The following is a 25,091-nucleotide window of genomic DNA, read 5'->3' on the forward strand; positions in this document are numbered from 1 at the left end:
GTGTGCGGGCGAGGGGCGGAAAGCCGCTAGCACGCGGCGCGCAAACCCTGGCGGAATGCGGATAGTTGAAGAAATTCGTGCGCGAATGTCAGTTTGCGCACGCGGTGCGGAACGCCTTCGGCGTGCAACCGTATTCTTCCTTGAAGAGCTTGTTGAAGTACGAGACGTTGGCATAGCCGACCGAATAGGCGATTTCCGCCACCGCCAGCGCATCGTTTTCCGACAGCAGCCGGGCCGCTTCCGTGAGCCGCAGCTTGTTCAGGTAGGCGGTGAAGGTGAAACCCAGTTCGGCCTTCAAAATGTCGTTCAGCTTGTTGCGATTCACGCCCGTTGCCGCCACCACCTTGTCGAGTTCCATTCCCGCATCGGCATAATGGCTGGCGATATAACGTAATACCGCCGCCTTTTCCCGGTCGCGGTGCGGTTCCAGCGAAAGCTGCTGGTAAGCGACGAAGGGCAAATCCTTTTGCAGTTTTTCCCGCACGTCGGCCACCAGCGCGGCGGCATGCTGGCGGAAAAACCATACGGCGAACCCGCCCCAGGCCAGGATCAATATCGCGGCAAGCGCGTACAGGTAACGGAAATCGCGGCCATTCAAGACCAGCGCTTCGATGACCACCGTCGAGGCGATATTCACCGGACTTTGAAAGGTGCTGCCGATGGCGATTTTCGGTACGCGGTCGAGTTTATAGGCCTGGTGGGACAGGTCGAGCTTGAACATGTCGAACCACCATTGCGGCGTTTCCAGCCGCGACAGGTCGATTTCCACCCGCGTGCCCGCCACGGTGCAGGCGAAGAAGGCGGTCGGCGTGCGATAGCTCAGCAGGTCGTTGCGCCGCGAAACGCGGTCGTCGAAGGTCGGCACGCTCAGCATCAGCGTGTTGGCGGGGGCGCAGCGGGCGCCGAAGGTGAGGGAATCGTAGCGGGACAGGTCGATGTGCGCCGGCTTGCCGTCGCGGTCCTCGAACAGCAGGTCCGCCGCCGCGAACGGGTAGGCCGAGGAGGGCACCAGGCGGAAGCCGAAGCGCAACCGCTGCCGGTCTTCGTGGATCGCGATGGTCGTGGCGGCCCCTTTGTGGTCCAGGCTGGTACCAGCATGCCATGGCAGCGTGCCGTCGCGGGCCGGCAGCAGCGGCGTGTGCAGGTAGCTGCGCTCGACGCAGGCATAGCCCAGCAACAGGCTGCCGGCCAGCAGGCAGAGTAGCGCGGCCAGTGTTTTTCGGTAGAAGGCGCCCATGATGTGAGCGCAATCATAGAGGCGGGCCGGGCTTGGTGCAAGGAGCCGTTCGTCATCCGCCCCCCAAGCTTCCGCCGGCTTTCCGAGCCGCCTTCCAGCTTTCGACCCGGATCGCCATCCGCGCAGGCCACCTGCCTTCTCTCCATCTTTTCGTTTCGTCGGGGCCGACTGCCAGGTCATTGTTTCAGGAGAGTCAATAGGTTGTTGCGTATATGAATCAGCAGGTAAACTAGATGTTTCCTTGTGGAATATTTCTGTAGCGTGCAGCTTGCAAATGCATACACTCAAAAGAAGCAATTTACTCTTGGAAATTAATGATGAAGCTCATTAAAAAACTGTCAATCCAGAAGAAGCTCATGCTGAGCATGGGCATGTGCCTGCTGGTCTTCATGGTCATCTCTTCCGTGATGAGCGTGGCCATGAATGGCGAACGCGCACGCTCGCGTGCATTGACGCAAGAGTTGCCGGCGCAGGTAGGCGAAATCCGCAATGACGTGCTGCGCCAGATCGGCCGCACGCTGGCCGTGGCGGAAACGCTGGCCAACGACACCTATGTCCATGCCTGGGAAGATGCCGGCCTGCCGGACGAAGGAGCCGCCGCGTGGCAGACCTATGCGCGCCACCTGAAGGAGAAGAACCAGGCCGCCGCGGTATTCTGGGTATCGAAGGACACCGGCAAGTACTTTACCGAAGAGGGCTACGACCGCACGCTGGCGCCCGGAAAGGCAAGCGACGAATGGTTCTATGGTTTCTTGTCCAGCAACGTGCCGTATCGCCTGGACATCGACAGGGACGCCCGCGCGAACAGCTACATGCTGTTCATTAACAATCGCGTGCAGACGGCGGGCGGCAAGCTGGCCGTCGCCGGCATCGGCCTGGCCGTGAACGACCTGGCCAACACGGTGCGCAACTTCCGGCTGGGCGAAACGGGCTCGGTATCGCTGGTGCGCCCGAACGGCGTGCTGCTGATCGACCGCGATCCGCAACTGGCCGACGGCAAGCACCTGCTGCAGGACCAGCCGGGCTTCGATGCCGCGGTGGTGAAGGCGCTGTTCGGCGGCCAGCCTTTCGCGCACGCGGCCATCGACGGCCCGCAGGGCAAGGTGCTGGTGGCCTCGTCGTATATCCGCGAACTGAACCTGTACGTGCTGGCGCGCGTGCCGGAAAGCGAAGTGCTGGGCGATATCGCGCGCTCGGCCACGATCGCCGCGCTGATCGCCGGCCTGGTGGGCGGCGGCGTGGGCCTGGCCGGTATCTGGCTGATCAGCCGTGCGATCGCCGCGCCGGTGATGCGGGCGGCGACGATGCTGGGCCAGATCGCCGACGGTAACGGCGACCTGAGCCGCCGGATGCGCGTGGAGTCGGAGGACGAGATCGGCGCGCTGGCAGGTGCCTTCAACCGGTTCATCTCTTCGCTGAACGGCACGATCCTGCAGGTACGGGAAAGCGCGCACCAGATCGCCACCGCCACCGGCGAGATCGCCACGGGCAACCTCGACCTGTCGAACCGCACGGAAGCGCAGGCCTCGAGCCTGGAGGAAACCGCCGCAGCGATGGAAGAATTGACCAGTACCGTGCGCAGCAATGCCGATAACGCGGCGCAGGCGAATGCGCTGATGGCCAGTACCGCGGAGGCCGCGCGCAAGGGCGGTACCGTGGTGGCGCAGGTGGTCGACATGATGGGCGCGATCACCGGCAGTTCGCGGCGCATCGCCGATATCATCGGCGTCATCGACGGCATCGCGTTCCAGACCAATATCCTGGCATTGAATGCCGCCGTGGAAGCGGCGCGCGCGGGCGAACAGGGCCGCGGCTTCGCTGTCGTCGCCTCCGAGGTGCGCAACCTGGCGCAGCGTTCGGCCACCGCCGCCAAGGAAATCAAGGACCTGATCCTGGCCTCGGTCGACCAGGTCGACGCCGGCAGCAGGCTGGCCGATGGCGCCGGTGGGGCCATGGCGGACATCGTGCGGTCGGTGCAGCAGGTGGCCGACCTGGTGGCGCAGATCTCCACCGCGAGCCACGAGCAAAGCCAGGGCATCGGCCAGGTGAACGGGGCGATCGGCGATATGGACAATGCCACGCAGCAGAATGCGGCGCTGGTCGAAGAGGCGGCCGCGGCGGCCGAATCGCTGCGCATCCAGGCGGCCGCACTGGAGCAGGTGGTCGGCACCTTCCGGCTCGCGGCACAGGACCCGGCGCCGGCCAGCCGGCCGGCGGCGCCGATGGCACGCCTTGCCAGGTCTCCCTGAGGCGTTCAGCGGCAGGTGGCAAGTGACAAGCGGCCAGCGTCAGGTAGTCAACCTCATGCAGTCAACCTCACGTGTTCAGCGTTCGCTGAAGAACGCGCTGGGCGTGGTGCCGAAGGTCTTGCGGAACATCTGCGAAAACGCCGACTGGCTGGCATAGCCCAGTTCTTCGGCGACCCGCGCCAGCGGCATGCCGCCGGCGATCATCGGCGCGGCATGGGCCAGGCGCACCTGCTGGCGCCATTGGCCGAAGCTCATGCCGAGCTCCCGCTCGAACAGGCGCGCCAGCGTGCGTTCCGACGCGCCGGCCTGGCGTGCCCAGTCGGCCAGCGTCAACGGGGCGCCGGGCGCTTCGATCAGGCGCGCGCACAGGCTTTGCAGCCGCTTGTCGCGCGGCAGCGGCACGCGGATCGGACGCGTTTCACAGCGTGCCATCTCATCGAGCATCAATTCCGACAGCAGCGCGGCGCGCGGTGACGGCGCCAGCGGCGGCAGCTGCTCCAGCCCCAGAATCAGTTCGCGCAGCAGCGTGGACACCTCCAGCACCCGGCATGCCTCGTCCGGGAACGGCGCCCGTTCGGCCAGGATGCGCACCGGCCGCAGCCGGATCGCCTGCATCACCGTCACCGCATGTTCCACGCCGGGCGCGATCCACACCGCGCGCGACGGCGGCACGATCCACGTGCTGCCGGCCGCCGTCACGCGCAGCACGCCATCCAGCGCGTGCGTCAGCTGGCCCCAGGCATGGCGGTGCGGCAGCATCGAATCGCGGCGGTCGAGGTCGCGGGCGATCAGCGTGATCGGACGCTCCACGGTGGGCTCGAAGCCATCCGGATAAGGCAGGGTGTGACGGACGACAGGCACCGACATGGCAGGATTTCGATAAAAGTTGACATCCTATTTTAAAACAGGCGCCACCGTTTTTCTTACACTGGCCTTTTGACCATGGGCTGACATGAAAAACGAACCAACCTTCCGCCAGGACGCCCGCGTGATCGGCCTGGTCGGGCTCGCGCACGGCACGTCGCATTTCTACCATTTGATCCTGGCCGCGCTGTTTCCGTGGCTGAAGCCCGCCTTCAACCTCAGCTATTCGCAGCTGGGGCTGCTGATGACGGTCTTCTTCGTCGTCTCCGGCGTGGGGCAGGCATGCGCCGGCTTCGTGGTCGACCGGGTCGGTGCGCGGCGCGTGCTGTTCTTCGGCGTCGGCATGCTGGGCGTGTCGGCACTGGTGCTGTCGGTGGCCGGCAGCTATGCCGCGCTGATGGCGGGCGCGCTGCTGGCCGGCATCGGCAACAGCATCTTCCATCCGGCCGACTACACGCTGCTCAACCAGCGCGTCTCGCGCGAGCGGCTGGCGCACGGCTTCTCGGTGCACGGTATCAGCGGGAACCTGGGCTGGGCGGCATCGCCGCTGTTCATGACGACCGTGGCGGCGCTGGCCAGCTGGCGTACCGCGCTGGCGCTGGCCGCGCTGCTGCCGTTCGCCGTGCTGGTGGTGCTGGTGCTGAACCGCCATGCGCTGCGGCCGAACCCGCCGCAACACACCGGCACGCAGCAGGCGGGCGAGGGCACGCTGGCCTTCCTGCGGCTGCCTTCCGTATGGATGTGCTTTGCGTTCTTTTTCCTGACCGCCGTGTCGCTGGGCGGCATCCAGGCATTTTCCTCGATCGGGCTGGAGCAGCTGTACGGCATCTCGCGCGAGCTGGCGACCAGTTCCTATACCGCCTACATGCTGGCCTCGGCGGCGGGCATGGTGGTGGGCGGTTTCGTCGGCGCCGGTTCCGGCAGCCATGATCGCAATATCGCAATTGCGTTCGCGATCGCCGCCGCGCTGGCGCTGGTACTGGGCATGGCCGTGGTGCCGGGCTGGCTGGCGCTGCCGCTGATGGCGCTGATCGGCTTCTGCTCCGGCGTGGCCGGGCCATCGCGCGACCTGATGATCCGCGCCGCCGCGCCGAAGAACGCCACCGGGCGCGTGTACGGTGTCGTGTATTCGGGCCTCGATACCGGCCTCTCGGTGGGCCCGCTGATGTTCGGCGCGGTGATGGACGCCGGCCATCCGGGCTGGCTGTTTGCCGGCATCGCGCTGTTCCAGGCGCTGGCGATCGGCACGGCGGTCGGCGTGGGCGGCAGCACCCGTGCCGTGGCGCTGAAAAACGCCTAGAATCGGGTCAATCCAACTAGCCCGGGAATTTCCATGAGCCACGCCACGCCCAGCATTGCTCCGTTCGTGACCGATTTCGCCACCGCCGACCTGTGCGACGACAATGCCATGCTGCTCGAGGATGGCCGGCTGGCGGTGCTGCCGCCCGTGCTGCGCCATTTCGGCAAGCGCACCCGTTTCGCCGGACGCGTGGTCACGCTGAAAGTGTTCGAGGATAACGCGCTGGTGCGCGCCATGCTGGAAACGCCGGGCGACGGGCAGGTGCTGGTGGTCGATGGCGGCGGCAGCCTGCGGCGTGCGCTGGTCGGTGGCCAGCTGGCGCTGCTGGCGCAGGACAATGGCTGGGCCGGCGTGGTCGTCGATGGCTGCGTGCGCGACAGCATGGAAATCGACAGTTGCGATATCGGCATCCGCGCACTGGCCACCCACCCGCAGCGCGGCGCCAAGAAAGGCGCCGGCGAGCGCAATGTGCGCGTGCAGATCGCCGGCGTGCCCGTCAATCCGGGCGACTGGCTGTATGCGGATGCCGACGGCATCCTGGTGGCCCAGCAGCGGCTGGCCTGAGGCGCCGGTAGCTGCGACGGCGCCGAAAACGTGGCGCCGCCTGCCAGTTCGAAGCGAGCTTTTGGGGTTCCGCGCGGTTCTCTGGGATAATGGCGGCTCGAATCATCCCCTAGAAGACCATGTTCAGTTACCGCCACGCCTTCCATGCCGGCAATCATGCCGATGTTCTGAAGCATTTCGTTCAGATCCAGCTGCTGCAATACCTGAACCAGAAGGACGTGGCGTACACCTACATCGATACCCATGCCGGGGCCGGCGTGTACGCGCTGGACAGCATGCAGGCCACCAAGACCGCCGAGTTCGAAACGGGCATCGCGCCTCTGTGGGAGCGCACCGACTTGCCGGCACCGCTGGCCGAGTACGTGAACCTGGTGCGCGGCATGAATCCGAGCGGCAAGATGCGCCACTACCCGGGTTCGCCCTATGTGGCCGAGCAGGTGGCGCGCGAGATGGACCGCCTGCGCCTGTTCGAACTGCATCCGGCCGATGTGCGGCTGCTGTCCGACAACTTCATCAAGCTGGAGCAGCACAAGGCGGCGCAGGGCGTGCGCAGCACCGTGCGCGGCAAGCGCGTGATCGTCAACAAGGCCGATGGCTTCCTCGGCGTGCGCGCATTGCTGCCGCCGCCGTCGCGCCGGGCGCTGGTGCTGTGCGACCCGCCGTACGAGGACAAACAGGATTACCGCAAGGTGGTCGACATGCTGGGCGATGCGCTGAAGCGCTTCCCGAGCGGTACGTATGCGATCTGGTATCCGGTGCTGCAGCGCATCGAGGCGCGCAATTTCGCCGAAAAGCTCAAGCACCTGCCGGCGCAGAGCTGGCTGAACGTGACGCTGTCGGTCTCCGGGCCGACGCCGGACGGCATCGCCCTGCACACCAGCGGCATGTTCGTGCTGAACCCGCCCTACACGCTGGCGGGAACGCTGAAAACCGTCATGCCGTACCTCGTGCAGGTGCTCGGGCGCGACAAGGGCGCGGGTTTCACGCTCGACAGTGGCGAGCAGTCGGCGGGGCGCGTCCAGGACAACCGGAATGTCACGCGGCGGTCATAAACTGGTTGCCATATCGTTATTGACGGGTTAAGGTAGCGCCATCGTTTTCTAGCAGGTCCCTCCATGACGCTGGCAGTAAGCCCGGATATTCCGATGCCATACGCCAATCATTTTTTCCTGGCGCGGCAACCCATCCTCAATCGTTCCCAGCGGCTCGTTGCCTATGAGCTGCTGTACCGCAACGCCAACAGCCATGACGTCGAAGTCACGGACGGCGCGGCGGCCACCGCTTCCGTGATCGCCCATGCTTCCGAACTGGGCATGCAGAAGGTGGTCGGCGAACAATTGGCCTATGTGAACGTGGACACGGCCGGCCTGATGAGCGACTTCATCCACTTCCTGCCCAACGACAAAGTCATCCTGGAAGTGCTCGAATCGGTCGATGCGACGCCCGACGTGGTAGCGCGCGTCACGGAATTGAAGCGCGCCGGCTACAAGTTTGCCCTGGACGACGTGGTGGGCGCTTCGGACAGCCTGTCCAAGCTGCAATCGCTGATGGACGTGATCAAGATCGACATCAAGGGCATGGCCCGCGATTCGCTGGCTGAACTGACCCGATCGCTGAAGAACCCGCGCCAGAAATTACTGGCGGAGAAGGTCGAAACGCAGGAAGAATTCCGCCACTGCATGGACCTGGGTTTTGAATATTTCCAGGGATATTACTTCGCCCGCCCGGTGATCCTCTCCGGCAAGAAAATTGCGCCATCCCAGATGGCCGTGATGCAGTTGCTGGAGTTGCTGGCGGCCGATGCGGACCAGCGCGACATCGAGCGGGCCATCAAGCTGGACCCGCTGATCACGCTGAACCTGCTGCGCCTGGTGAATACGCCGGCGGTCGGTGCCCGGTTCCGCATCAACTCGGTCGGCCATGCGCTGGTGGTGCTGGGGCGGCAGCAGTTGCAGCGCTGGCTGCAGATCCTGCTGTACGTGAAAGGCCATCAATACGATTCGCCACTGCTGCAGCTGGCGACGACACGCGGCAAGACGATGGAAAACCTGATGGAACACCTGCGCCCGGGCGAGCGTATCGGCGCCGACATCGGCTTCACGGTGGGCATCATGTCGCTGATGGATACGCTGTTCTCGGTGGCGATGCCGGAAATCCTCGACAGCGTGAACGTGCTGCACGACGTGCGCACGGCCCTGCTGCACCGCACGGGCGACTACGGCGACGTGCTGAAGCTGATCGAACTGGTCGAAGAGGCGCGCGAAGGTCCTGAATTGACGGGCTTGCTGCACCGGCTGGACCTGGCGCCTTCCACGCTGTATGCGAGCCAGGTGGCGGCGTACGAATGGATCAATCAATACACCAGCGGCGTGAGTGCCGCGCCGGTGCGCTGACACCGGAGCCCCGCGGCGCCCACCGCCGCGTCCTCCGGTTTTCTTTTCGCCTCCTAACCCGCTGCCAGCAGCAGGAAGACCGTCGGCTTCTTGTGGAAATCCGGCCCCTGGTTCGCCGCCAGTGCGCTCTTCCATTGCGCCGCCGTCTGCGTGCGGATGCTTTCCGTCGGCAAGCTGATGTCGGTAGCCACGCAGACCAGCGTGGCGGGCTGGCAGCTGGTCGCCAGCGCTTCCAGCAGGGCGCCGTTGCGGTACGGCGTTTCAATGAACAGCTGTGTCTGCTTTTCGGTCCGCGAACGCTGTTCCAGGTCTTTCAGCCGCTTGGCGCGCGCGGCGGCATCGGTGGGCAGGTAGCCATTGAAGGCGAAGCTCTGGCCATTCAGCCCGCTGGCCATCACGGCCAGCAGCAGCGACGACGGGCCGACCAGCGGCCGCACGGGGATGCCTTCCTTGTGGGCCAGGCGGACCAGGTCGGCACCCGGGTCGGCCACGGCGGGCACGCCGGCTTCCGACAGCAGGCCGGCATCATGGCCGTCGCGCAGCGGCGCCAGCAGGCCGGCCAGCGCATCCGCCCTGGTATTCACGTTCAGCTCGGTGATGGCGATTTCCTGCAAGGGCCGCGCCAGCGGGTGCACGGCGTGCACGCGTTTCAGGAACGCACGCGCGGTCTTGGCGTTTTCCGCCACGAAATGCGCCAGTTGCGCCGTGGTCGCCTGCACATGGTCGGGAATGACGTGGTCCAGCGCCGCGGTCGCGCCCAGCGTATTGGGAATCAGGTAAAGGGTGCCGGGCATGTTCAGTCCTGGAAGAAGGTGACGCCGGCTGCGCGCAGCATGCCGGTCAGGGCGATCAGCGGCAGGCCGGTCAGCGCGGTGGGGTCGGACGAATCGATGCGTTCCAGGATGGCGATGCCGAGGCCTTCGTTCTTGGCGCTGCCGGCACAATCGTAGGGCTGCTCGATGCGCAGGTAGGCATCGAGTTCGGCGTCGGGCAGGTCGCGGAACGTGACGGCGGTGCGGATATCTTCCAGCATGCAGTTGCCGGTACGGCCATCCCACAGGCACAGCGCGGTATGGAAGATCACTTCGCGCCCGCGCATCTTGCGCAACTGGTCGAGGGCTGCCGCGTGCGTGCCGGGCTTGCCGATCTGTCCGTCGTCCAGCGTGGCGACCTGGTCGGAACCGATCACGAGGCTGCCGGGGTGGCGCGCCGCGACGGCCCGCGCTTTCTCGCGCGCCAGGCGCAACGCGGTGGCCGATGGTGACTCGCCCGCCAGCGGCGCTTCGTCGATCGCCGGCACGTCGACGGTGAATGGCAGCCGCAGCCGTTCGAGCAGTTCGCGGCGGTAGGTGGAGCTCGATGCGAGGATCAGCGGAGGGGGAGGGGAATGTCTTTGGTTCATGGAAACATTTTCTTGTGGCGACGCGCTTTGAATTGTTATATGCTCTGGGCGCCGTTGGAGCGGCGTCGTACCGGTGTTGTAGCGATGTGGCGAATCCGCTGCATTATCCACGGCATCATCCGCTGGATTGGGCCCCGAAAGTGCGGAATGACGCGCAAGTCTTTGACCGGCCGTTGAAAACCCTGTTATTATCTCAGGTTTTCGAGGGAAGTTTTAGCCGATGAGCGCTGCAATGACCACCCAGCTGATCGACGCTTTTGAATTCTGTCGTACGGGCGCCAGCCGTGAAGGCGTGACGCCGGTGGCTGCCATGGAACGCCTGGTGCGCGATTGCGCGTCGACCGATGGCGAGATTGCCTGGCGCGCCGAGGGCGGCACGAGCCGGCAAGGCTTCCCGCAAATGCACCTGGCCGTCAGCGGCACCGTGCAGCTGGCTTGCCAGCGCTGCCTCGCGCCGTTCGCCTACGAGATCGATTCCTCGACCGTGCTGATGCTGGGCGAGGACGACGCCAAGGCCGATGAAATCGAAGAGGTGGTCGATGACGAGACGATCGACGTGATCGTCGGTACGCGGTCGATGAACCTGATGGACCTGATTGAAGACGAGGCCCTGCTGGCCTTGCCGCAAGCACCGAAGCACGATGTCTGCCCCGATACGGCGCTGCTCGATTCGGTGCGCAGCGAAAAGAAATCGCCATTCGATGCGCTGAAGGCGCTGAAAAAATAAGGAATTCCGATCCGTTACCGCGTGGCGCCAGCCGGCGGTTTGCAGCGGCCGGCGCAGCGACATGCGCCCGGTTGACAGGCTTTCGCGGCCGTTATCGCACGCCGCCTGCCGCGTTATCGGGATTCACCGAGTAGTTGAAAGAACATGCCAATCGGGCTGCGAGTATTGGCATTGAGTAGTAATGCAGCATGGTGCCTCGCGCAAGTGTGGTGCCGCTGGGATACTCGATTTGCATGTATTTGCCAGTCGATTGTGTTAAAATTTTAGAACTTAGTATTAGGAGTCATCATGGCTGTTCAACAGAACAAGAAGTCCCCGTCGAAGCGCGGCATGCACCGTTCGCACGATTTCCTGACCGCCCCTAACCTGGCAGTCGAGCCGACCACCGGCGAAACCCACCTGCGTCACCATATCAGCCCGAACGGCTTTTATCGTGGTCGCAAGGTGCTGAAGACCAAAAACGACGAGTAATCGGCGTTTTGGTTTCGGCCAAAGACCAAAAGCGGTGCACGCGAAAGTTTTGTCGTGGCGCCGCTTTTTCTTTTCGTCGACCCCGAGCACTTTCCAGCATCCAGCGCGCCACTCATTGTTGTGCCATATGTTCTGCGATATGTTGTGCCATATGCTGTGCCGCCATGCTGCTCCCCGGCCTGCCGGGAACTGATGTGTCTTGAAACCGCAGGCTCCGGCGCTCGCGCCGGGATTGCATCTTGCCCGCAATGACAATTAAAATTTCTATCGACTGCATGGGCGGCGACCACGGCCCGTCGGTCACCGTTCCTGCCGCAATTTCCTTCCTGAACCGCGAATCCGATGCCGAACTGATCCTGGTTGGCCTCGAAGACGTGCTCCGCGCCGAACTGAAGAAGCATCGCGCCGGAGACCATCCCCGCATTACCGTGCTGCATGCCTCCGAGCAGGTCATGATGGACGATCCGCTCGAAGTGGCGCTGCGCCGCAAGAAGGATTCGTCGATGCGCGTGGCCATCGAACAGGTCAAGGATGGCAAGGCCCAGGCCTGCGTTTCCGCCGGCAATACCGGCGCGCTGATGGCCGTTTCCCGCTATGTGCTGAAGACCATGGCCGGCGTCGACCGCCCGGCCATCTGCGGCATCATGCCGAACCAGAAGGATGGCCCCACGTATGTGATGGACCTGGGCGCCAACGTGGATTGCGAACCGCACCACCTGCACCAGTTCGCCATCATGGGCTCCGTGCTCGTGCATGCGATGGAAGGCATCGCGCGCCCCACGATCGGCCTGCTCAACGTGGGCACCGAGGATATCAAGGGCAACGAGGTGGTCAAGGCCACGTCCGCGCTGCTGCAGGCCGACCATGAGCGCGGCAAGCTGAACTTCTACGGCAACGTGGAAGGCAACGATATCTTCAAGGGCACGACCGATGTGGTCGTGTGCGACGGCTTTGTCGGCAATGTCGCCCTCAAGGCCGTTGAAGGCGTGGCGGGCTTCTTCAAGATGGTGCTGACGACCGAACTCAAGCGCAATCCCATCACCATGCTGGGTGCCGCGATCGCCAACAGTGCGTTGAAGCGGATCCGCCAGCGGCTCAATCCCGCGCGCTATAACGGTGCCAGCCTGCTGGGCCTGCGCGGTCTCGTGTTCAAGAGCCACGGCAGTGCCGAAGCGGAAGCCTATGAATGGGCCATCCGCCGGGCCTACGATGCTGCGAAGAACGATGTGCAGCAGCAGCTGGCGGATCTCATCGCCGAACTGATGCCGCGCGAAAATACAACCATTGGATGAGACGGCATGACCCTGTACAGCAAAATCATCGGCACCGGCAGCTACCTGCCGGAACAACGCGTGACGAACCAGGCACTGACCGAGCAGCTTGCGGCCAAGGGCATCGAAACGTCCGACGAGTGGATTTCCTCCCGTAGCGGTATCTCGGCGCGCCATTACGCTGCGCCGGAACAGAATTCCTCCGACCTGGCCGTGATCGCGGCCCAGCGCGCGCTGGAGATGGCGCAGCTGCAGCCGAACGACATCGACCTGATCATCGTTGCCAGTTCCACGCCGGACTTCTTCGGCAGCTTCCCCAGCACCGCCTGCATCGTGCAGCGCAAGCTGGGCATGACCAACACCAGCGCGGCCGTCGATGTGCAGGCTGTTTGCAGCGGCTTCGTGTATGCGATGGCGTCGGCGGACAGTTTCATCAAGTCGGGCATGTACAAGAACGTCCTGGTGATCGGCTCCGAAGTGTTTTCGCGCATCCTGAACTTCGAAGACCGCACCACCTGCGTGCTGTTCGGCGACGGCGCCGGCGCCGTGGTGATGAGTGCTTCCGAAGAGCCGGGCGTGCTGGCCTGCAAGCTGCACGCGGACGGCCGCCATTCCGACATCCTGTCGGTGCCCGGCAACGTGGCCGGCGGCGCCGTGGCGGGCAGCGCCTTCCTGTACATGGATGGCCAGGCCGTCTTCAAGCTGGCCGTCACCGTGCTGGAAAAGGTGGCGCACGAAGCGCTGGACGCGGCCGGCATGACGAGCAGCCAGATCGACTGGCTGATCCCGCACCAGGCCAATATCCGCATCATGAACGGCACCGCCAAGAAGCTCGGCCTGGCGCTGGACAAGATGGTCGTCACGGTCGACCAGCACGGCAACACGTCGGCCGCGTCGATCCCGCTGGCACTGGACACCGCCGTGCGCGATGGCCGCGTGAAGAAGGGCGACGTCGTCATGATGGAAGGCGTCGGCGGCGGGTTTACGTGGGGGGCCGTCCTGGCGAGGATGTAGGAGATAAAAGCTTTACCTGCTCGCCAGGACTTGGCGAGGATGTGACCCGAAAAGCTTTACCTGCTCGCCAGGACTTGGCGAGGATGTAGGAAGTAAAAGCTTTACCTGCTCGCCAGGACCTGGCGAGGATGTAGGAGATAAAGCTTTACCTGCTCGCCAAATGTGGCGGGAATGCAAGTTTTAGGTGGAATGCGAACGGCGGTGTACAATGCGCGCCGTTTTAGAAGCAGTGCTCTAAATGCGGATGCGCCTCGCGCGTCCGCTTTTCATAACGAGAACACATATGACCCAATTCGCTTTTGTATTCCCCGGCCAGGGTTCCCAGGCCGTGGCCATGATGGCCGGCTTCAACGGCAACCCGGTCGTCGAGCAAACGATCGCCGAAGCGTCGGACGCGCTGCAGTTCGACCTCGGCAAGCTGATCGCCGAAGGCCCGAAGGAAGACCTCGACCTGACCACCAATACGCAGCCGGTGATGCTGACCGCCGCGGTCGCCGTGTATCGCGCATGGATCGCCGCCGGCGGCCCGCTGCCGGCCATCGTCGCGGGCCACAGCCTCGGTGAATACTCGGCGCTGGTCGCCGCCGGCGTGATCCCGTTCAAGGATGCCGTGCCGCTGGTGCGCTTCCGCGCCCACGCGATGCAGGAAGCCGTGCCGGTCGGGCAGGGCACGATGGCCGTGGTGCTGGGCCTGTCGGACGAAGACGTGCGGGCCGCCTGCGCCGAAGCCGTGGCCGCCGCGCCGGGCCAGGTGGTGGAAGCCGTCAACTACAACGCGCCGGCCCAGGTCGTGATCGCCGGCCACGCCGCCGGTGTCGACAAGGCCTGCGAGATCGCCAAGGCCAAGGGCGCCAAGCGCGCGATGCGCCTGCCGGTATCGGCGCCGTTCCACTCGTCGCTGCTGAAGCCCGCCTCGGACCGCTTGCGCGACTACATGGAAAACCTCCATTTCAACGCACCGCAGATCGATTTGATCAACAACGTCGATGTTGCTGTACTGCATGATCCTGCAAGCATCAAGGATGCGCTGGTACGCCAGGCCGCCACCCCGGTGCGCTGGGTGGAAACGATGCAGAAGGTGGCCGCGGGCGGCATCACCCAGGTCATCGAATGCGGCCCCGGCAAGGTGCTGATGGGCTTGACCAAGCGCATCGATGCGAACCTGGCCGGGGACGCCATCACCGACCAGGCGTCGCTGGAACGCCTGCTGGCCGCGCTGAAGCCGGCCGGCTGAACCTGACTGAAGAATTCGAAGGAAACACCATGAACCTGTCCAACCAAGTCGCGCTCGTCACGGGCGCTTCGCGCGGCATCGGCAAGGCCATTGCCACCGAACTGGCGCGCCAGGGCGCGAAAGTGATCGGCACGGCCACCACCGAAGCCGGTGCCGAAGCGATTTCCGCTTACCTGGCCGAGATCGGCGCCGATGCCGGCAAGGGCCTGGCGCTGGACGTGACGGATGCGGCGCGCTGCGCCGCCGTGATCGATGAAATCGGCAAGAGCTTCGGCGCGATCGGCATCCTCGTCAACAATGCCGGCATCACCGCCGACCAGCTGGCGATGCGCATGAAGGACGATGAATGGGACAAGGTCATCGCCACCAACCTGAGCGCGGTGGGCCGCCTGTCCCGCGCGGTCCTGCGTGGCATGATGAAAGCCAAAGCAGGGCGTATCATTAACATCACGTCGGTGGTGGCGTCGTCCGGCAATCCTGGCCAGATGAATTATGCGGCGGCCAAGGCCGGCGTGGAGGGCATGTCCCGCGCGCTGGCCCGTGAAATCGGCAGCCGCAACATCACCGTCAACTGTGTCGCACCGGGCTTCATCGACACGGACATGACCAAGGTGCTGGGCGAGGACCAGCATGCGGCCCTGCTCACGCAGATCCCGCTGGGCCGTCTCGGCAAGCCGGAAGACATCGCCGCGGCGGTGGCTTTCCTGGCATCGCCGAGCGGCGCGTACATCACCGGTACCACGCTGCACGTGAACGGTGGCATGTACATGGGGTGATGGCGAATAAGCCGGGAATGAATGAGGAATTAAGCGGCTTTGCGCACGATTTATGTGGGTAAAGCCGTTTTTTAGCAGTGATTTCGGTAAAGCTGAGCACAGAAGCCGAAATTAGTTTTTCAGTGCGCAAACCTGATAAAATGCGCGCTTTCCGTAACATACACACAATGGAGCCATAACATGTCCGATATCGAACAACGCGTTAAGAAGATCGTCGCCGAACAACTGGGCGTCGCCGAAGCCGACATCAAGAACGAATCGTCCTTCGTCGATGACCTGGGCGCCGACTCCCTCGACACCGTTGAACTGGTAATGGCACTGGAAGACGAGTTCGAAATGGAAATCCCTGACGAACAGGCTGAAAAGATCACCACCGTGCAGCAGGCTATCGACTACGCGACGAACCACGTCAAGGCCTAAGTTCGCAGCAGCAGCAAAGATCGACTCCAGGAGAATCGCTTGAGTTCCAAAAACCGTCGTGTGGTGGTTACCGGCCTCGGCGTCGTGTCCCCGATCGGCAATACGATTGCCGAAGCGTGGAACGCGATTACCGAAAGCAAATCCGGTATCGCCAACATCACCAAGTTTGATGCCAGCGCGTTCTCGACCCGCTTCGCCGGCGAGGTCAAGAACTTCAACGTCGAAAGCTATCTCGACGTCAAGGAAGCCCGCCATATGGATGCCTTCATCCATTACGGCATGGCTGCGGGTATCCAGGCGATCCAGGATTCCGGTCTGGTCGTCACCGAAGAGAACGCCGATCGCATCGGCGTGATCATCGGCTCCGGCATCGGCGGCCTGCCGATGATCGAAGAACAGAAGGCCGATTACGACAAGCGCGGTCCGCGCCGTATCTCGCCGTTCTTCGTGCCGGCCTCGATCATCAACATGATCTCCGGTAACCTCTCGATCAAATACGGCATGCGCGGTCCCAACCTGGCGATCGTGACTGCCTGCACCACCGGCCTGCACAGCATCGGCGCGGCGGCCCGCCTGATCGAATACGGCGATGCCGACATCATGGTGGCCGGCGGTGCCGAATCCACCGTGTCGCCGCTGGGCCTGGGCGGCTTTGCCTCCGCCCGTGCGCTGTCCTCGCGCAACGACGATCCCGCGACCGCGTCCCGCCCATGGGACAAGGACCGCGACGGTTTCGTGCTGGGCGAGGGCGCCGGCGTGATGGTGCTCGAAGAATACGAGCACGCGAAAGCACGCGGCGCCAAGATTTACGCGGAACTGCTCGGCTTCGGCATGAGCGCCGACGCGTATCACATGACCTCGCCGCTGGAAGATGGCAGCGGCGGCGCCAAGTCGGCGATCTCGGCAATGAAGAATGCCGGCATCAATCCCGACCAGGTGCAGTACCTGAACGCGCACGGCACCTCGACGCCGCTGGGCGACGTGGCCGAAGTCACCGGCATCAAGTATGCGTTCGGTGACCACGCCAAGAGCCTGGTCGTGAGCTCGACGAAGTCGATGACCGGCCACCTGCTCGGTGGCGCCGGCGGCCTCGAAGCCGTGTTCACCGTGCTGGCGATCCACCACCAGGTGGCCCCGCCCACGATCAACCTGTTCGAACAGGACCCGGCGTGCGACCTGGACTTCTGCGCCAACGTCGCCCGCCCGATGGCGATCCAGTATGCCGTGAAGAACTCGTTCGGCTTCGGCGGAACGAACGGCAGCCTCGTGTTCGGAAAAATGTGAACTTTCCCGGCTCACTCCGGTCTTAACGGAGTGAGCGCCAAAGGCCCGGCGGTTGACTTGAACGTTGACCGCCGCGGTCCACTGTGCCGGCATTCTTCGGCACATCATCGCCCGGCAAGAGGCCGGCGCTTCCAGCATTTCCCCTAATCGGGAACATCATCGGCATCATCATCGCTCATTGCGGCAGCGTTTTGCAGCGGCGTTTCCCGGCAGCTTATGCAGGTGATTTTCCGCGACAGCATTTCAATGCGGAGTTTTGCAGCCGACTTTGCGGTTGATTTCGCAGCACGGTTCTACCGCCCGGTTTCAGCGCCCGGATTCAGCACCCGGTATGAACCGCATCGCAGCCCTGCCGCAGGGCGCGTTCCACCCCTTTTCGCCGGGTTCCACGATGTCCATCGCCGTGTCCGCCGTCATCCATCCATCGCCCACACTGCGCGCGGCGCATGCGGCCCTGTGCGTGGCGGTGCTGGCTTGTGGCGCCTGGTGCGGGGCCAGCCTGGCCGGCGCGCTGCTGGTCGCGGCAGGCGTGGCGGGGGCCGTCCGCCAGCGCGGGCTTGTCAAGCTTGCGCGGATTGATATTTCGGCTGTCGGCCAGGTGCGCCTGGCGGTATACCACCAGAAGGACGCACGGCACGCGGGCTTGGGGCAAAGCGTGCGGCTGCTGCCGGGCTCCACGCTGTGGCCCGGTTTGCTGCTGTTGCGATTGCGGTTGGATGCCGCTGAAACCGTTCCGGAAGATGCTGCCGAACCCGCCGCTGAAGACACTGCGGGGAGCATCGCGGACGGCACCGGAGAGGACTCCGGTGCACGGCGTGGCGGGCGCGAGGCCGGCCGGGTGCACTGGCTGGCCGTGCTGCCGGATAGTGCCGCGCCGGACGTACGGCGCAGGCTGGCACTGGCGGCGCGCGCGATCGCCGCCCGCGGCACCGGCGGCGCGAAAAAAAATCCGCAAAACCCCTGAACCAATTACCCCGCGTGGCCTCTATAGGCATATGGAGAGCCGGTGCTGGGACCACCGAGGGCCAAGGTGTGACAACAGACCGTGGTGTGACAACGGACCGTGAGAGCGATCAGCTGCTGGTCGAGCGAGTCCAGGCAGGTGAACGGCAAGCATTCGACTTGCTCGTGTCGAAGTATCAGCGCAGGCTGATGCGGCTGGTATCGCGCATCGTGCACGATCCCGCCGAAGCGGAAGACGTCGTCCAGGAAAGCTTCATCAAGGCTTTTCGCGGCCTGCGCCATTTCCGTGGCGATTCCGCCTTCTACACGTGGCTGTATCGGATCGGCATCAACACCGCCAAGAACTTCCTCGTGACCCAGAGCCGGCGCACCCCTGCGTCCACCGACGTCGATGCGGCAAGCGCGGAAGGGTCCGATGAAGGAAACGGCCTGCGCGACATCAACACGCCCGAGTCCATGCTGGCCACCAAGCAGATCGCGGAAACGGTCAACGCCGCGATGGAGTCGCTGCCTGTCGACTTGCGCACGGCGATCCTGCTGCGCGAGATCGAAGGCTTGAGCTATGACGAGATTTCGGAAATCATGTCGTGCCCCATCGGAACCGTGCGCAGCCGTATTTTCCGCGCCCGCGAAGTGATCGCCGACAAACTGCGGCCACTATTGGACCTGCCGGTTGACAAGCGCTGGTGAGGCTCCGACACTGGCAACTCAGGTTATGGCTCAGGTTATAGCTCAGGTTATAGCTCAGGTTATGGCTCAGGTTATGGCTCAGGTTATGGCTCAGGTTATGGCTCAGGTTATGGCTCAGGTTATAACGCAGGTTATAACTCAGGTTATAACCCAGGTCGCAGCTCAGCTCGCAACACGGTTGCAAGTGAGCTTGTGGTGCAACTTGGAGTTCAGCTTGAAGTTCAGCTTGTAGTTCAGCGTGAAGTTCGCTTGTAGTTCAGCTTGTAGTTCAGCTTGTAAACCCGTTGCTTACTTTTGCTGCGCAGGGATATGTCATGGAAACTCCGAACCGCCTCCAGGAAAACATCTCGGCGATGGTGGACAAGGAATTGCCGGCATGCGAAGTGGAACTGACCTTGGCCGCGCTGTCCGAACCCGAAGGGCTCGCCGCCTGGCGCCTCTACCACCTGGCTGGCGACGTCCTGCGCGCGCACCAGCCGGAGGCCGGGCTGTCCGCCGGTTTCGCGGCGCGGCTCGCCGAGCGCCTGGCCACTGAAGAAATGCCGGGGCGGCCCGCCGACACGGCCCCGCGCGAAGGTTCAGCCACCGCGACCGCCACCACCACCACGACCACCACGACCATCACAGCCACCACCATCGCTACCGCCACGCTTCCGTGACCCGCGATCCCGCCTCCTGCCCGATCACACCCGCCGGGCCGCTCATGCCCGCCAGGCCATTCATGCGTGGTTACATCCGCTAGCGCGGCGATACAGCACGCTACAAATCTCCCCTTGAAATTTGTTATCTGTTGCAACATCTTGTGCGTGCTGCAACTCCAGCTTTTCGCTTACCATACGGCGAAGCCTCTGGCTTGCGTTGCGTCCTGACCCATACCGAAAACAGACAACCTATGAAAACCAAAATCTCTGCTGGTAATAAAACCCTGTCGGCGCTGCTGGTCAGCGCGGGTATCCTGTTCGCGCCCGCCGCGCTGGGGTTGGCTTCCGTCCATGCCGCGCCGGCCACCGGCGCCGTGGCCGGTTTGCCCGATTTCGCCGACATGGTGGACAAAGTCGGTCCGGCCGTCGTCAACATCCGCACCACCGAGCGCCTGCGCATGCGCACGCCGGGAATGACGGACGAGGATGAAATGCAGGAGTTCTTCCGCCGCTTCTTCGGCGGCCAGGTGCCGACCCCGCGCCGCGAAGGCCAGCAGCCGCGCGGCCGGCAGCAGCAGGCACCGGCGGAGCGCGAAGTGCAGCGGGGCGTGGGTTCGGGCTTCATCATTTCCGCCGACGGCTACGTGCTGACCAATGCCCACGTGGTCGCCGGCGCCGACGAGGTGTACGTCACCCTGACCGACAAGCGCGAGTTCAAGGCCAAGGTGCTGGGGGCCGACGCCGGTACCGACGTGGCCGTGCTGAAGATCGACGGCTCGCGCCTGCCGGTGCTGACGATGGGCGATTCGAACAAGATCCGCGTCGGCGAATGGGTGGTGGCGATCGGTTCGCCATTCAACCTGGAGAACACCGTCACGGCCGGCATCATCTCGGCCAAGGCGCGCGATACGGGCGAATACCTGCCGCTGATCCAGAGCGACGTGGCGGTCAATCCCGGCAACTCGGGCGGCCCGCTGATCAACATGCGCGGCGAAGTGATCGGCATCAATTCGCAGATCGCCACGCTGTCCGGCGCCTACAACGGCATTTCCTTCGCCATCCCGATCGACGAGGCGATGCGCGTCGCCGACCAGCTGAAGAAGAGCGGCAAGGTGACCCGCGGGCGCATCGGTGTGCAGATCGGCGAAGTCACGCGCGACGTGGCCGAATCGCTGGGCCTGAAGGATGCGCGCGGCGCCGAGGTGTCGATGGTGGAGGAGGGCGGCCCGGCAGCCAAGGCGGGCCTGAAGCCGGGCGATATCGTCACCAAGTTCAACGGCAAGGACATCGAGCGCTCGTCCGACCTGCGCCGCCTGGTCGGCAACACCGCGCCGAATACGCGCGCCACCATCACCGTCTGGCGCCAGGGCAAGGCGGTCGACCTGCCGGTTACCGTGGCCGAGCTGGAATCCGAACAATCGAAAGGCGCACGGGGCGAGCGCAGCAAGCCGAGCGGCGAAGGCGCCTCGAATGCGCTGGGCCTGAAGGTGTCGGACCTGTCGGCGGCCGAGCGCAAGGAGCTGGGCGTGCCGGGCGGCGTGAAGGTGGATGCGTCCGAAGGCGTGGCCGCTGGCGCCGGCATCCAGCCGGACGACGTGCTGCTGCAGCTGAACAACTCGCCGATCACGGATGCGAAACAGTTCGCCGCGCTGGTATCGAAGCTCGATCCGAAGCGCAACGCCGTCGTACTGGTGCGCCGCGGCGACGTGGCACGCTTCCTGACGCTGCGTCCGGCCCCGGCCCCGGCACCGAAGTAAGCGGGCAGGGCGGCGGCCAGCGGTTTGCCTGCAACGATCCGTTGCCGGGCAAGCCACCGCGCCGCCGCCCGCCGTCCGGATGCCGGATCAGCGATGACCTTTACGCCGCGACGACCTCTACGCCGCGATGACCTTTACCCTGCAATGACCTTTACCTTGTATTCGCGCAGCTATTGCCACCTGTGCCAGGACATGCTCGACGCCTTGCTGGCCCTGCGCACGCCCGCGCAACCGTTCTCCGTCGACGTGATCGACGTGGACGCCGATCCGGCGCTGGTGGCCCGTTTCGACGAGCTCGTGCCGGTGCTGTATGCCGGCGACGAACAGCTGTGCCATTACTTCCTCGATGCCCCGAAGGTGCTTGCCGTGCTCGGCGGTCATCGCCGCTGACGGCTGTCACGGCCACCTCCTTTGACCGGTACGCCGGATTTTGGGCTTTCCCCTCTGAAATCCGGTAAAATGCGGGGGGTTTTTCCTTGCACGTTTTCTCGAAAGGCGCTCGGCAGGGCTTTCCGCCCAGGGCGCTTTTTTGTATTGGCCGGGTCATTCGGGCTCACGCCATGCTGTTGCTGTGCTTTTCGCTGTGCTTTTCGCTGCGCTTTTCGCTGTGCTTTTCGCTGTATTCATCGCCGTTTTTATCGCCGCTTTATAAATGAACAACATTCGCAATTTTTCCATCATCGCCCACATCGACCATGGCAAATCCACGCTGGCGGATCGCATCATCCAGCTGTGCGGCGGCCTGTCGGACCGCGAGATGGAAGCCCAGGTGCTCGATTCGATGGACCTCGAGCGCGAACGTGGCATCACCATCAAGGCCCAGACGGCGGCGCTGAAGTACAAGGCCCGCGATGGCGAAATCTACAACCTGAACCTGATCGACACGCCGGGCCACGTCGACTTCTCGTATGAAGTCTCGCGCTCGCTGTCGGCCTGCGAAGGCGCGCTGCTGGTCGTCGACGCCTCGCAGGGTGTCGAGGCGCAGACGGTGGCGAACTGCTACACCGCGCTCGATCTCGGCGTGGAAGTCGTGCCGGTACTGAACAAGATCGACTTGCCGAATGCCGATCCGCCATCGGCGATCGCCGAGATCGAAGACGTGATCGGCATCGAGGCGGGCGACGCGGTGCACTGCTCGGCCAAGACCGGCCTGGGCGTCGAAGACGTGCTGGAATCGATCATCGCCAAGGTGCCGCCGCCGAAGGGCGATCCCGCCGCGCCGCTGCAGGCGCTGATCATCGACTCGTGGTACGACCCGTATGTCGGCGTCGTGATGCTGGTGCGGGTGGTCAACGGCACGCTCAAGCCGAAGGAAAAGATCCTGCTGATGGCCACCGACTCCGTGCAGCTGGTGGAAGACATCGGTATCTTCTCGCCCCGCTCCGTGTCGCTGCCGCAGCTGTCGGCCGGCCAGGTGGGCTTCGTCATCGCCGGCATCAAGGAATTGAAGGTGGCCCGCGTGGGCGACACCATCACGACCGCCGTCAAGCCGGCCGAAGCGCCGCTGCCGGGCTTCAAGGAAGTGCAGCCGCAGGTGTTCGCCGGCCTCTTCCCGGTGGAAGCGAACCAGTATGACGCGCTGCGCGACTCGCTGGAAAAACTGAAACTGAACGATGCCGCGCTGATGTACGAGCCGGAAGTGTCGCAGGCGCTGGGCTTCGGCTTCCGCTGCGGCTTCCTGGGCCTGCTGCACATGGAAATCGTGCAGGAACGCCTGGAGCGCGAATTCGACATGGACCTGATCACCACGGCGCCGACCGTGGTGTATGAAGTCGAGCAGCGCGACGGCTCCATCCTGAAGGTCGACAATCCTTCGCGCATGCCCGATCCGTCGCACATCAACGATGTGCGCGAGCCGATCGTCACGGTCAACCTGTACATGCCGCAGGAGTATGTCGGTTCCGTCATCACGCTGTGCATCGCCAAGCGCGGCATCCAGCTGGACATGGCCTACCACGGCCGCCAGGTCAAGCTGGTGTACGAGATGCCGATGGCCGAGATCGTGCTGGACTTCTTCGACAAGCTCAAGTCCACCTCGCGCGGCTATGCGTCGATGGACTACGAGTTCAAGGAATACCGTTCGGCCGACGTGGTCAAGGTCGACATGCTGATCAACAGCGAAAAGGTCGACGCGCTGGCCATCATCGTGCACCGCGCCAACGCGCCATACCGCGGCCGCCAGGTGGCAGCCAAGATGCGCGAACTGATCCCGCGGCAGATGTTCGACGTGGCGATCCAGGCCGCGATCGGCTCCAACATCATCTCGCGCGAAAACGTCAAGGCATTGCGCAAGAACGTGCTGGCCAAGTGCTACGGCGGCGACATTTCGCGGAAAAAGAAACTGCTGGAAAAGCAGAAGGCCGGCAAGAAGCGCATGAAGCAGGTCGGCTCGGTTGAGATCCCGCAAGAAGCGTTCCTGGCAATCCTCCAAGTGGAAGAGAAATGACACTGCAAAGCATCCTCGGCAATTTCGCGCTGATCCTGTTCGTGTTGATGGTGGTAACCGGGATCATCTGGGTCCTGGACGTGTTCTATCTTGCCAAGCAGCGCCGCGCCGCCGCCGACCGGGCGCTGGCCGAGTACGACGCCCGCACCGCGAAGCTGACCGCCGACGGCATCCGCCTGGACAGCCACCAGAACGCGCGCGAGAAGATCGAGGCCGAGCACCTGCGCCAGCCCACCTGGATCGAATACTCGGGCAGCTTCTTCCCCGTGATCGCGCTGGTGTTCGTGCTGCGCTCGTTCCTGTTCGAGCCGTTCAAGATCCCTTCGTCGTCGATGGTGCCGACCCTGCTCGTGGGCGACCTGATCCTGGTGAACAAGTTCACGTACGGCATCCGCCTGCCGATCGTCAACAAGAAGATCATCCAGCTCAACGATCCGCAGCGGGGCGACGTGATGGTGTTCAAGTACCCGAAGGACATGAGCCAGGATTACATCAAGCGCGTGGTCGGGGTGCCGGGTGATAAGATCACTTATGAAAACAAGCGCCTGACAGTGAACGGCAAGCCGATCAGCTACGCGCCGCTGGAAGACTATCTCGAAGAAGAGTCGCTGAACTACAAGAAGCAGTTCAAGGAAAACCTGTCCGGCACCGAGCACCGCATCCTGAACGACGATCGCGCCGGCACCCTGAACCTGTCGGACGTGGGCGATTTCCCCGGCAAGGAAGCGTGCACGTACACGTATGACGGATTCACCTGCACGGTACCGGCCGGCAACTACTTCATGATGGGCGACAACCGCGACAATAGCGCGGACAGCCGCTACTGGGGCTTCGTGCCTGACCGCAACATCGTCGGCAAGGCCGTGGCGGTCTGGATGAACCTGTCGAACCTGCGCCGCATCGGCGGCATCCAGTAAGCAGCCGGGGCAACCGCACGTTTGAGCCATACGCAGTAAGCCAACTACAGTGACCAGCAGCAAGGGAGTGTCGATGCGGGGAATGCAATTTCCGGCCAACAGGCAGCGGGGCATCTCGCTGACCGGCCTGATCGTGGTGCTGGCGCTGATCGGCGTGATCGGCGTGCTGGCGATGAAGATCCTGCCCACCTACAGCGAATACCGCTCGGTCAGCGCGGCGATCGCCAAGGCCAAGACGGCCGGCGGCACGCCGCAGGAAATCCGTGCCTCGTTCGACCGGAGCGCCGAGGTAAACTACATCAGCTCGATCAGCGGCCGCGACCTGACGATCGAGCGTGTCGATGGCGAACTGGAAGTCTCGTTCGCCTACGACAAGAAAATCCACCTGGCCGGGCCGGCCAGCGTGCTGCTCGAATACAGCGGCTCGACCGCGAAGGCCGGCCCAGCCGCCAAACCCGAGTAACACGACAG

25 protein-coding genes are annotated in these 25,091 nt (G+C 63.9%); 21 read left to right on the top strand and 4 right to left on the bottom strand.

The window, feature by feature from the left end:
• Window positions 1-88: 88 nt before the first annotated feature.
• The gene (locus EYF70_RS07600; RefSeq protein WP_131144862.1) at window positions 89-1,237 is read right to left on the bottom strand and encodes a helix-turn-helix domain-containing protein; all 1,149 of its coding nucleotides are present in this window, start codon (window positions 1,235-1,237) and stop codon (window positions 89-91) included.
• 356 nt (window positions 1,238-1,593) lie between these two features.
• On the opposite strand from EYF70_RS07600, the gene EYF70_RS07605 reads away from it, so the two are divergent.
• A complete protein-coding gene (locus EYF70_RS07605) occupies window positions 1,594-3,486 on the top strand; it encodes a methyl-accepting chemotaxis protein (protein WP_229420743.1) in 1,893 nt (630 codons plus the stop codon).
• 75 nt (window positions 3,487-3,561) lie between these two features.
• Here EYF70_RS07605 and EYF70_RS07610 read toward each other — a convergent pair whose 3' ends face one another.
• Window positions 3,562-4,353, bottom strand: a complete 792-nt coding sequence (locus tag EYF70_RS07610; RefSeq protein WP_131144863.1) for a helix-turn-helix transcriptional regulator — start codon at window positions 4,351-4,353, stop codon at window positions 3,562-3,564.
• 85 nt (window positions 4,354-4,438) lie between these two features.
• On the opposite strand from EYF70_RS07610, the gene EYF70_RS07615 reads away from it, so the two are divergent.
• The 4 genes from EYF70_RS07615 (at window position 4,439) to EYF70_RS07630 (ending at window position 8,607) form a co-directional block, all read left to right on the top strand.
• Window positions 4,439-5,650, top strand: coding sequence for an MFS transporter (locus tag EYF70_RS07615; RefSeq protein WP_131144864.1), 1,212 nt, complete (start codon window positions 4,439-4,441; stop codon window positions 5,648-5,650).
• Between the two features lie 33 nt (window positions 5,651-5,683).
• Window positions 5,684-6,214 carry a ribonuclease E activity regulator RraA gene (gene rraA / locus EYF70_RS07620; protein WP_131144865.1) on the top strand — a complete coding sequence of 177 codons (531 nt, stop codon included), beginning with the start codon at window positions 5,684-5,686 and terminating at the stop codon, window positions 6,212-6,214.
• 119 nt (window positions 6,215-6,333) lie between these two features.
• Window positions 6,334-7,266 (top strand): 23S rRNA (adenine(2030)-N(6))-methyltransferase RlmJ, encoded by a 933-nt coding sequence (locus tag EYF70_RS07625; protein ID WP_131144866.1) that lies wholly within the window; start codon window positions 6,334-6,336, stop codon window positions 7,264-7,266.
• A gap of 93 nt (window positions 7,267-7,359) precedes the next feature.
• Window positions 7,360-8,607 (top strand): EAL and HDOD domain-containing protein, encoded by a 1,248-nt coding sequence (locus EYF70_RS07630; protein WP_229420744.1) that lies wholly within the window; start codon window positions 7,360-7,362, stop codon window positions 8,605-8,607.
• Between the two features lie 53 nt (window positions 8,608-8,660).
• On the opposite strand, the gene EYF70_RS07635 is transcribed toward EYF70_RS07630, so the two are convergent.
• Together EYF70_RS07635 and EYF70_RS07640 are read right to left on the bottom strand one after the other, a co-directional pair.
• Complete coding sequence (locus tag EYF70_RS07635; RefSeq protein ID WP_131144868.1) at window positions 8,661-9,401, bottom strand: SAM-dependent methyltransferase; 741 nt, start codon at window positions 9,399-9,401, stop codon at window positions 8,661-8,663.
• 2 nt (window positions 9,402-9,403) lie between these two features.
• Window positions 9,404-10,009: a Maf-like protein gene (locus EYF70_RS07640; protein WP_131144869.1), complete on the bottom strand. Its 606-nt coding sequence runs from the start codon at window positions 10,007-10,009 to the stop codon at window positions 9,404-9,406.
• Window positions 10,010-10,241: 232 nt separating this feature from the next.
• On the opposite strand from EYF70_RS07640, the gene EYF70_RS07645 reads away from it, so the two are divergent.
• From EYF70_RS07645 to EYF70_RS07720, 16 genes are all read left to right on the top strand, one after another.
• On the top strand, window positions 10,242-10,736 hold the full coding sequence (locus tag EYF70_RS07645; protein WP_131144870.1) for a YceD family protein: 495 nt from the start codon (window positions 10,242-10,244) through the stop codon (window positions 10,734-10,736).
• A 288-nt stretch (window positions 10,737-11,024) separates the two neighbouring features.
• Window positions 11,025-11,207: a 50S ribosomal protein L32 gene (rpmF, locus tag EYF70_RS07650; RefSeq protein WP_005666806.1), complete on the top strand. Its 183-nt coding sequence runs from the start codon at window positions 11,025-11,027 to the stop codon at window positions 11,205-11,207.
• A gap of 248 nt (window positions 11,208-11,455) precedes the next feature.
• Window positions 11,456-12,499 (top strand): phosphate acyltransferase PlsX, encoded by a 1,044-nt coding sequence (gene plsX, locus EYF70_RS07655; RefSeq protein ID WP_131144871.1) that lies wholly within the window; start codon window positions 11,456-11,458, stop codon window positions 12,497-12,499.
• Window positions 12,500-12,505: 6 nt separating this feature from the next.
• Window positions 12,506-13,492: a beta-ketoacyl-ACP synthase III gene (locus EYF70_RS07660; RefSeq protein ID WP_131144872.1), complete on the top strand. Its 987-nt coding sequence runs from the start codon at window positions 12,506-12,508 to the stop codon at window positions 13,490-13,492.
• Window positions 13,493-13,775: 283 nt separating this feature from the next.
• Window positions 13,776-14,726, top strand: a complete 951-nt coding sequence (fabD, locus tag EYF70_RS07665; protein ID WP_131144873.1) for an ACP S-malonyltransferase — start codon at window positions 13,776-13,778, stop codon at window positions 14,724-14,726.
• A gap of 29 nt (window positions 14,727-14,755) precedes the next feature.
• Window positions 14,756-15,502, top strand: coding sequence for a 3-oxoacyl-ACP reductase FabG (fabG, locus tag EYF70_RS07670; protein ID WP_131144874.1), 747 nt, complete (start codon window positions 14,756-14,758; stop codon window positions 15,500-15,502).
• A gap of 180 nt (window positions 15,503-15,682) precedes the next feature.
• A complete protein-coding gene (gene acpP, locus EYF70_RS07675; RefSeq protein ID WP_130188465.1) occupies window positions 15,683-15,922 on the top strand; it encodes an acyl carrier protein in 240 nt (79 codons plus the stop codon).
• Window positions 15,923-15,961: 39 nt separating this feature from the next.
• Window positions 15,962-17,206: a beta-ketoacyl-ACP synthase II gene (gene fabF / locus EYF70_RS07680; RefSeq protein ID WP_131144875.1), complete on the top strand. Its 1,245-nt coding sequence runs from the start codon at window positions 15,962-15,964 to the stop codon at window positions 17,204-17,206.
• Between the two features lie 331 nt (window positions 17,207-17,537).
• Entirely contained in the window at window positions 17,538-18,170 is a 633-nt protein-coding gene (locus EYF70_RS07685) for a hypothetical protein (RefSeq protein WP_131144876.1), read from the top strand.
• Window positions 18,171-18,256: 86 nt separating this feature from the next.
• Window positions 18,257-18,859: an RNA polymerase sigma factor RpoE gene (rpoE, locus tag EYF70_RS07690; protein ID WP_131144877.1), complete on the top strand. Its 603-nt coding sequence runs from the start codon at window positions 18,257-18,259 to the stop codon at window positions 18,857-18,859.
• A 314-nt stretch (window positions 18,860-19,173) separates the two neighbouring features.
• Window positions 19,174-19,518, top strand: a complete 345-nt coding sequence (locus tag EYF70_RS07695) for a sigma-E factor negative regulatory protein (protein WP_131144878.1) — start codon at window positions 19,174-19,176, stop codon at window positions 19,516-19,518.
• Window positions 19,519-19,751: 233 nt separating this feature from the next.
• Window positions 19,752-21,257: a DegQ family serine endoprotease gene (locus tag EYF70_RS07700; protein ID WP_131144879.1), complete on the top strand. Its 1,506-nt coding sequence runs from the start codon at window positions 19,752-19,754 to the stop codon at window positions 21,255-21,257.
• A 144-nt stretch (window positions 21,258-21,401) separates the two neighbouring features.
• Window positions 21,402-21,647 carry a glutaredoxin family protein gene (locus EYF70_RS07705; protein ID WP_131144880.1) on the top strand — a complete coding sequence of 82 codons (246 nt, stop codon included), beginning with the start codon at window positions 21,402-21,404 and terminating at the stop codon, window positions 21,645-21,647.
• Between the two features lie 262 nt (window positions 21,648-21,909).
• On the top strand, window positions 21,910-23,703 hold the full coding sequence (gene lepA / locus EYF70_RS07710) for a translation elongation factor 4 (RefSeq protein WP_131144881.1): 1,794 nt from the start codon (window positions 21,910-21,912) through the stop codon (window positions 23,701-23,703).
• On the top strand, window positions 23,700-24,620 hold the full coding sequence (lepB, locus tag EYF70_RS07715; RefSeq protein ID WP_131144882.1) for a signal peptidase I: 921 nt from the start codon (window positions 23,700-23,702) through the stop codon (window positions 24,618-24,620). The genes lepA and lepB overlap by 4 nt, the downstream gene beginning before the upstream one ends.
• A gap of 73 nt (window positions 24,621-24,693) precedes the next feature.
• Entirely contained in the window at window positions 24,694-25,083 is a 390-nt protein-coding gene (locus EYF70_RS07720; protein WP_307722130.1) for a DUF4845 domain-containing protein, read from the top strand.
• Window positions 25,084-25,091 lie beyond the last annotated feature (8 nt).

Origin of the sequence: Pseudoduganella albidiflava (genome assembly GCF_004322755.1) — a bacterium.
GTDB classification, from domain to species: domain Bacteria; phylum Pseudomonadota; class Gammaproteobacteria; order Burkholderiales; family Burkholderiaceae_D; genus Rugamonas; species Rugamonas albidiflava.

What these genes read in the sequence shown, in the direction of transcription:
- EYF70_RS07600 (WP_131144862.1), bottom strand. Translation starts at nt 1,237, where the DNA reads ATGGGCGCCTTCTACCGAAAAACACTGGCCGCGCTACTCTGCCTGCTG.
- EYF70_RS07605 (WP_229420743.1), top strand. Translation starts at nt 1,594, where the DNA reads ATGCTGAGCATGGGCATGTGCCTGCTGGTCTTCATGGTCATCTCTTCC.
- EYF70_RS07610 (WP_131144863.1), bottom strand. Translation starts at nt 4,353, where the DNA reads ATGTCGGTGCCTGTCGTCCGTCACACCCTGCCTTATCCGGATGGCTTC.
- EYF70_RS07615 (WP_131144864.1), top strand. Translation starts at nt 4,439, where the DNA reads ATGAAAAACGAACCAACCTTCCGCCAGGACGCCCGCGTGATCGGCCTG.
- rraA (WP_131144865.1), top strand. Translation starts at nt 5,684, where the DNA reads ATGAGCCACGCCACGCCCAGCATTGCTCCGTTCGTGACCGATTTCGCC.
- EYF70_RS07625 (WP_131144866.1), top strand. Translation starts at nt 6,334, where the DNA reads ATGTTCAGTTACCGCCACGCCTTCCATGCCGGCAATCATGCCGATGTT.
- EYF70_RS07630 (WP_229420744.1), top strand. Translation starts at nt 7,360, where the DNA reads ATGCCATACGCCAATCATTTTTTCCTGGCGCGGCAACCCATCCTCAAT.
- EYF70_RS07635 (WP_131144868.1), bottom strand. Translation starts at nt 9,401, where the DNA reads ATGCCCGGCACCCTTTACCTGATTCCCAATACGCTGGGCGCGACCGCG.
- EYF70_RS07640 (WP_131144869.1), bottom strand. Translation starts at nt 10,009, where the DNA reads ATGAACCAAAGACATTCCCCTCCCCCTCCGCTGATCCTCGCATCGAGC.
- EYF70_RS07645 (WP_131144870.1), top strand. Translation starts at nt 10,242, where the DNA reads ATGACCACCCAGCTGATCGACGCTTTTGAATTCTGTCGTACGGGCGCC.
- rpmF (WP_005666806.1), top strand. Translation starts at nt 11,025, where the DNA reads ATGGCTGTTCAACAGAACAAGAAGTCCCCGTCGAAGCGCGGCATGCAC.
- plsX (WP_131144871.1), top strand. Translation starts at nt 11,456, where the DNA reads ATGACAATTAAAATTTCTATCGACTGCATGGGCGGCGACCACGGCCCG.
- EYF70_RS07660 (WP_131144872.1), top strand. Translation starts at nt 12,506, where the DNA reads ATGACCCTGTACAGCAAAATCATCGGCACCGGCAGCTACCTGCCGGAA.
- fabD (WP_131144873.1), top strand. Translation starts at nt 13,776, where the DNA reads ATGACCCAATTCGCTTTTGTATTCCCCGGCCAGGGTTCCCAGGCCGTG.
- fabG (WP_131144874.1), top strand. Translation starts at nt 14,756, where the DNA reads ATGAACCTGTCCAACCAAGTCGCGCTCGTCACGGGCGCTTCGCGCGGC.
- acpP (WP_130188465.1), top strand. Translation starts at nt 15,683, where the DNA reads ATGTCCGATATCGAACAACGCGTTAAGAAGATCGTCGCCGAACAACTG.
- EYF70_RS07685 (WP_131144876.1), top strand. Translation starts at nt 17,538, where the DNA reads ATGAACCGCATCGCAGCCCTGCCGCAGGGCGCGTTCCACCCCTTTTCG.
- EYF70_RS07695 (WP_131144878.1), top strand. Translation starts at nt 19,174, where the DNA reads ATGGAAACTCCGAACCGCCTCCAGGAAAACATCTCGGCGATGGTGGAC.
- EYF70_RS07700 (WP_131144879.1), top strand. Translation starts at nt 19,752, where the DNA reads ATGAAAACCAAAATCTCTGCTGGTAATAAAACCCTGTCGGCGCTGCTG.
- EYF70_RS07705 (WP_131144880.1), top strand. Translation starts at nt 21,402, where the DNA reads ATGACCTTTACCTTGTATTCGCGCAGCTATTGCCACCTGTGCCAGGAC.
- lepA (WP_131144881.1), top strand. Translation starts at nt 21,910, where the DNA reads ATGAACAACATTCGCAATTTTTCCATCATCGCCCACATCGACCATGGC.
- lepB (WP_131144882.1), top strand. Translation starts at nt 23,700, where the DNA reads ATGACACTGCAAAGCATCCTCGGCAATTTCGCGCTGATCCTGTTCGTG.
- EYF70_RS07720 (WP_307722130.1), top strand. Translation starts at nt 24,694, where the DNA reads ATGCGGGGAATGCAATTTCCGGCCAACAGGCAGCGGGGCATCTCGCTG.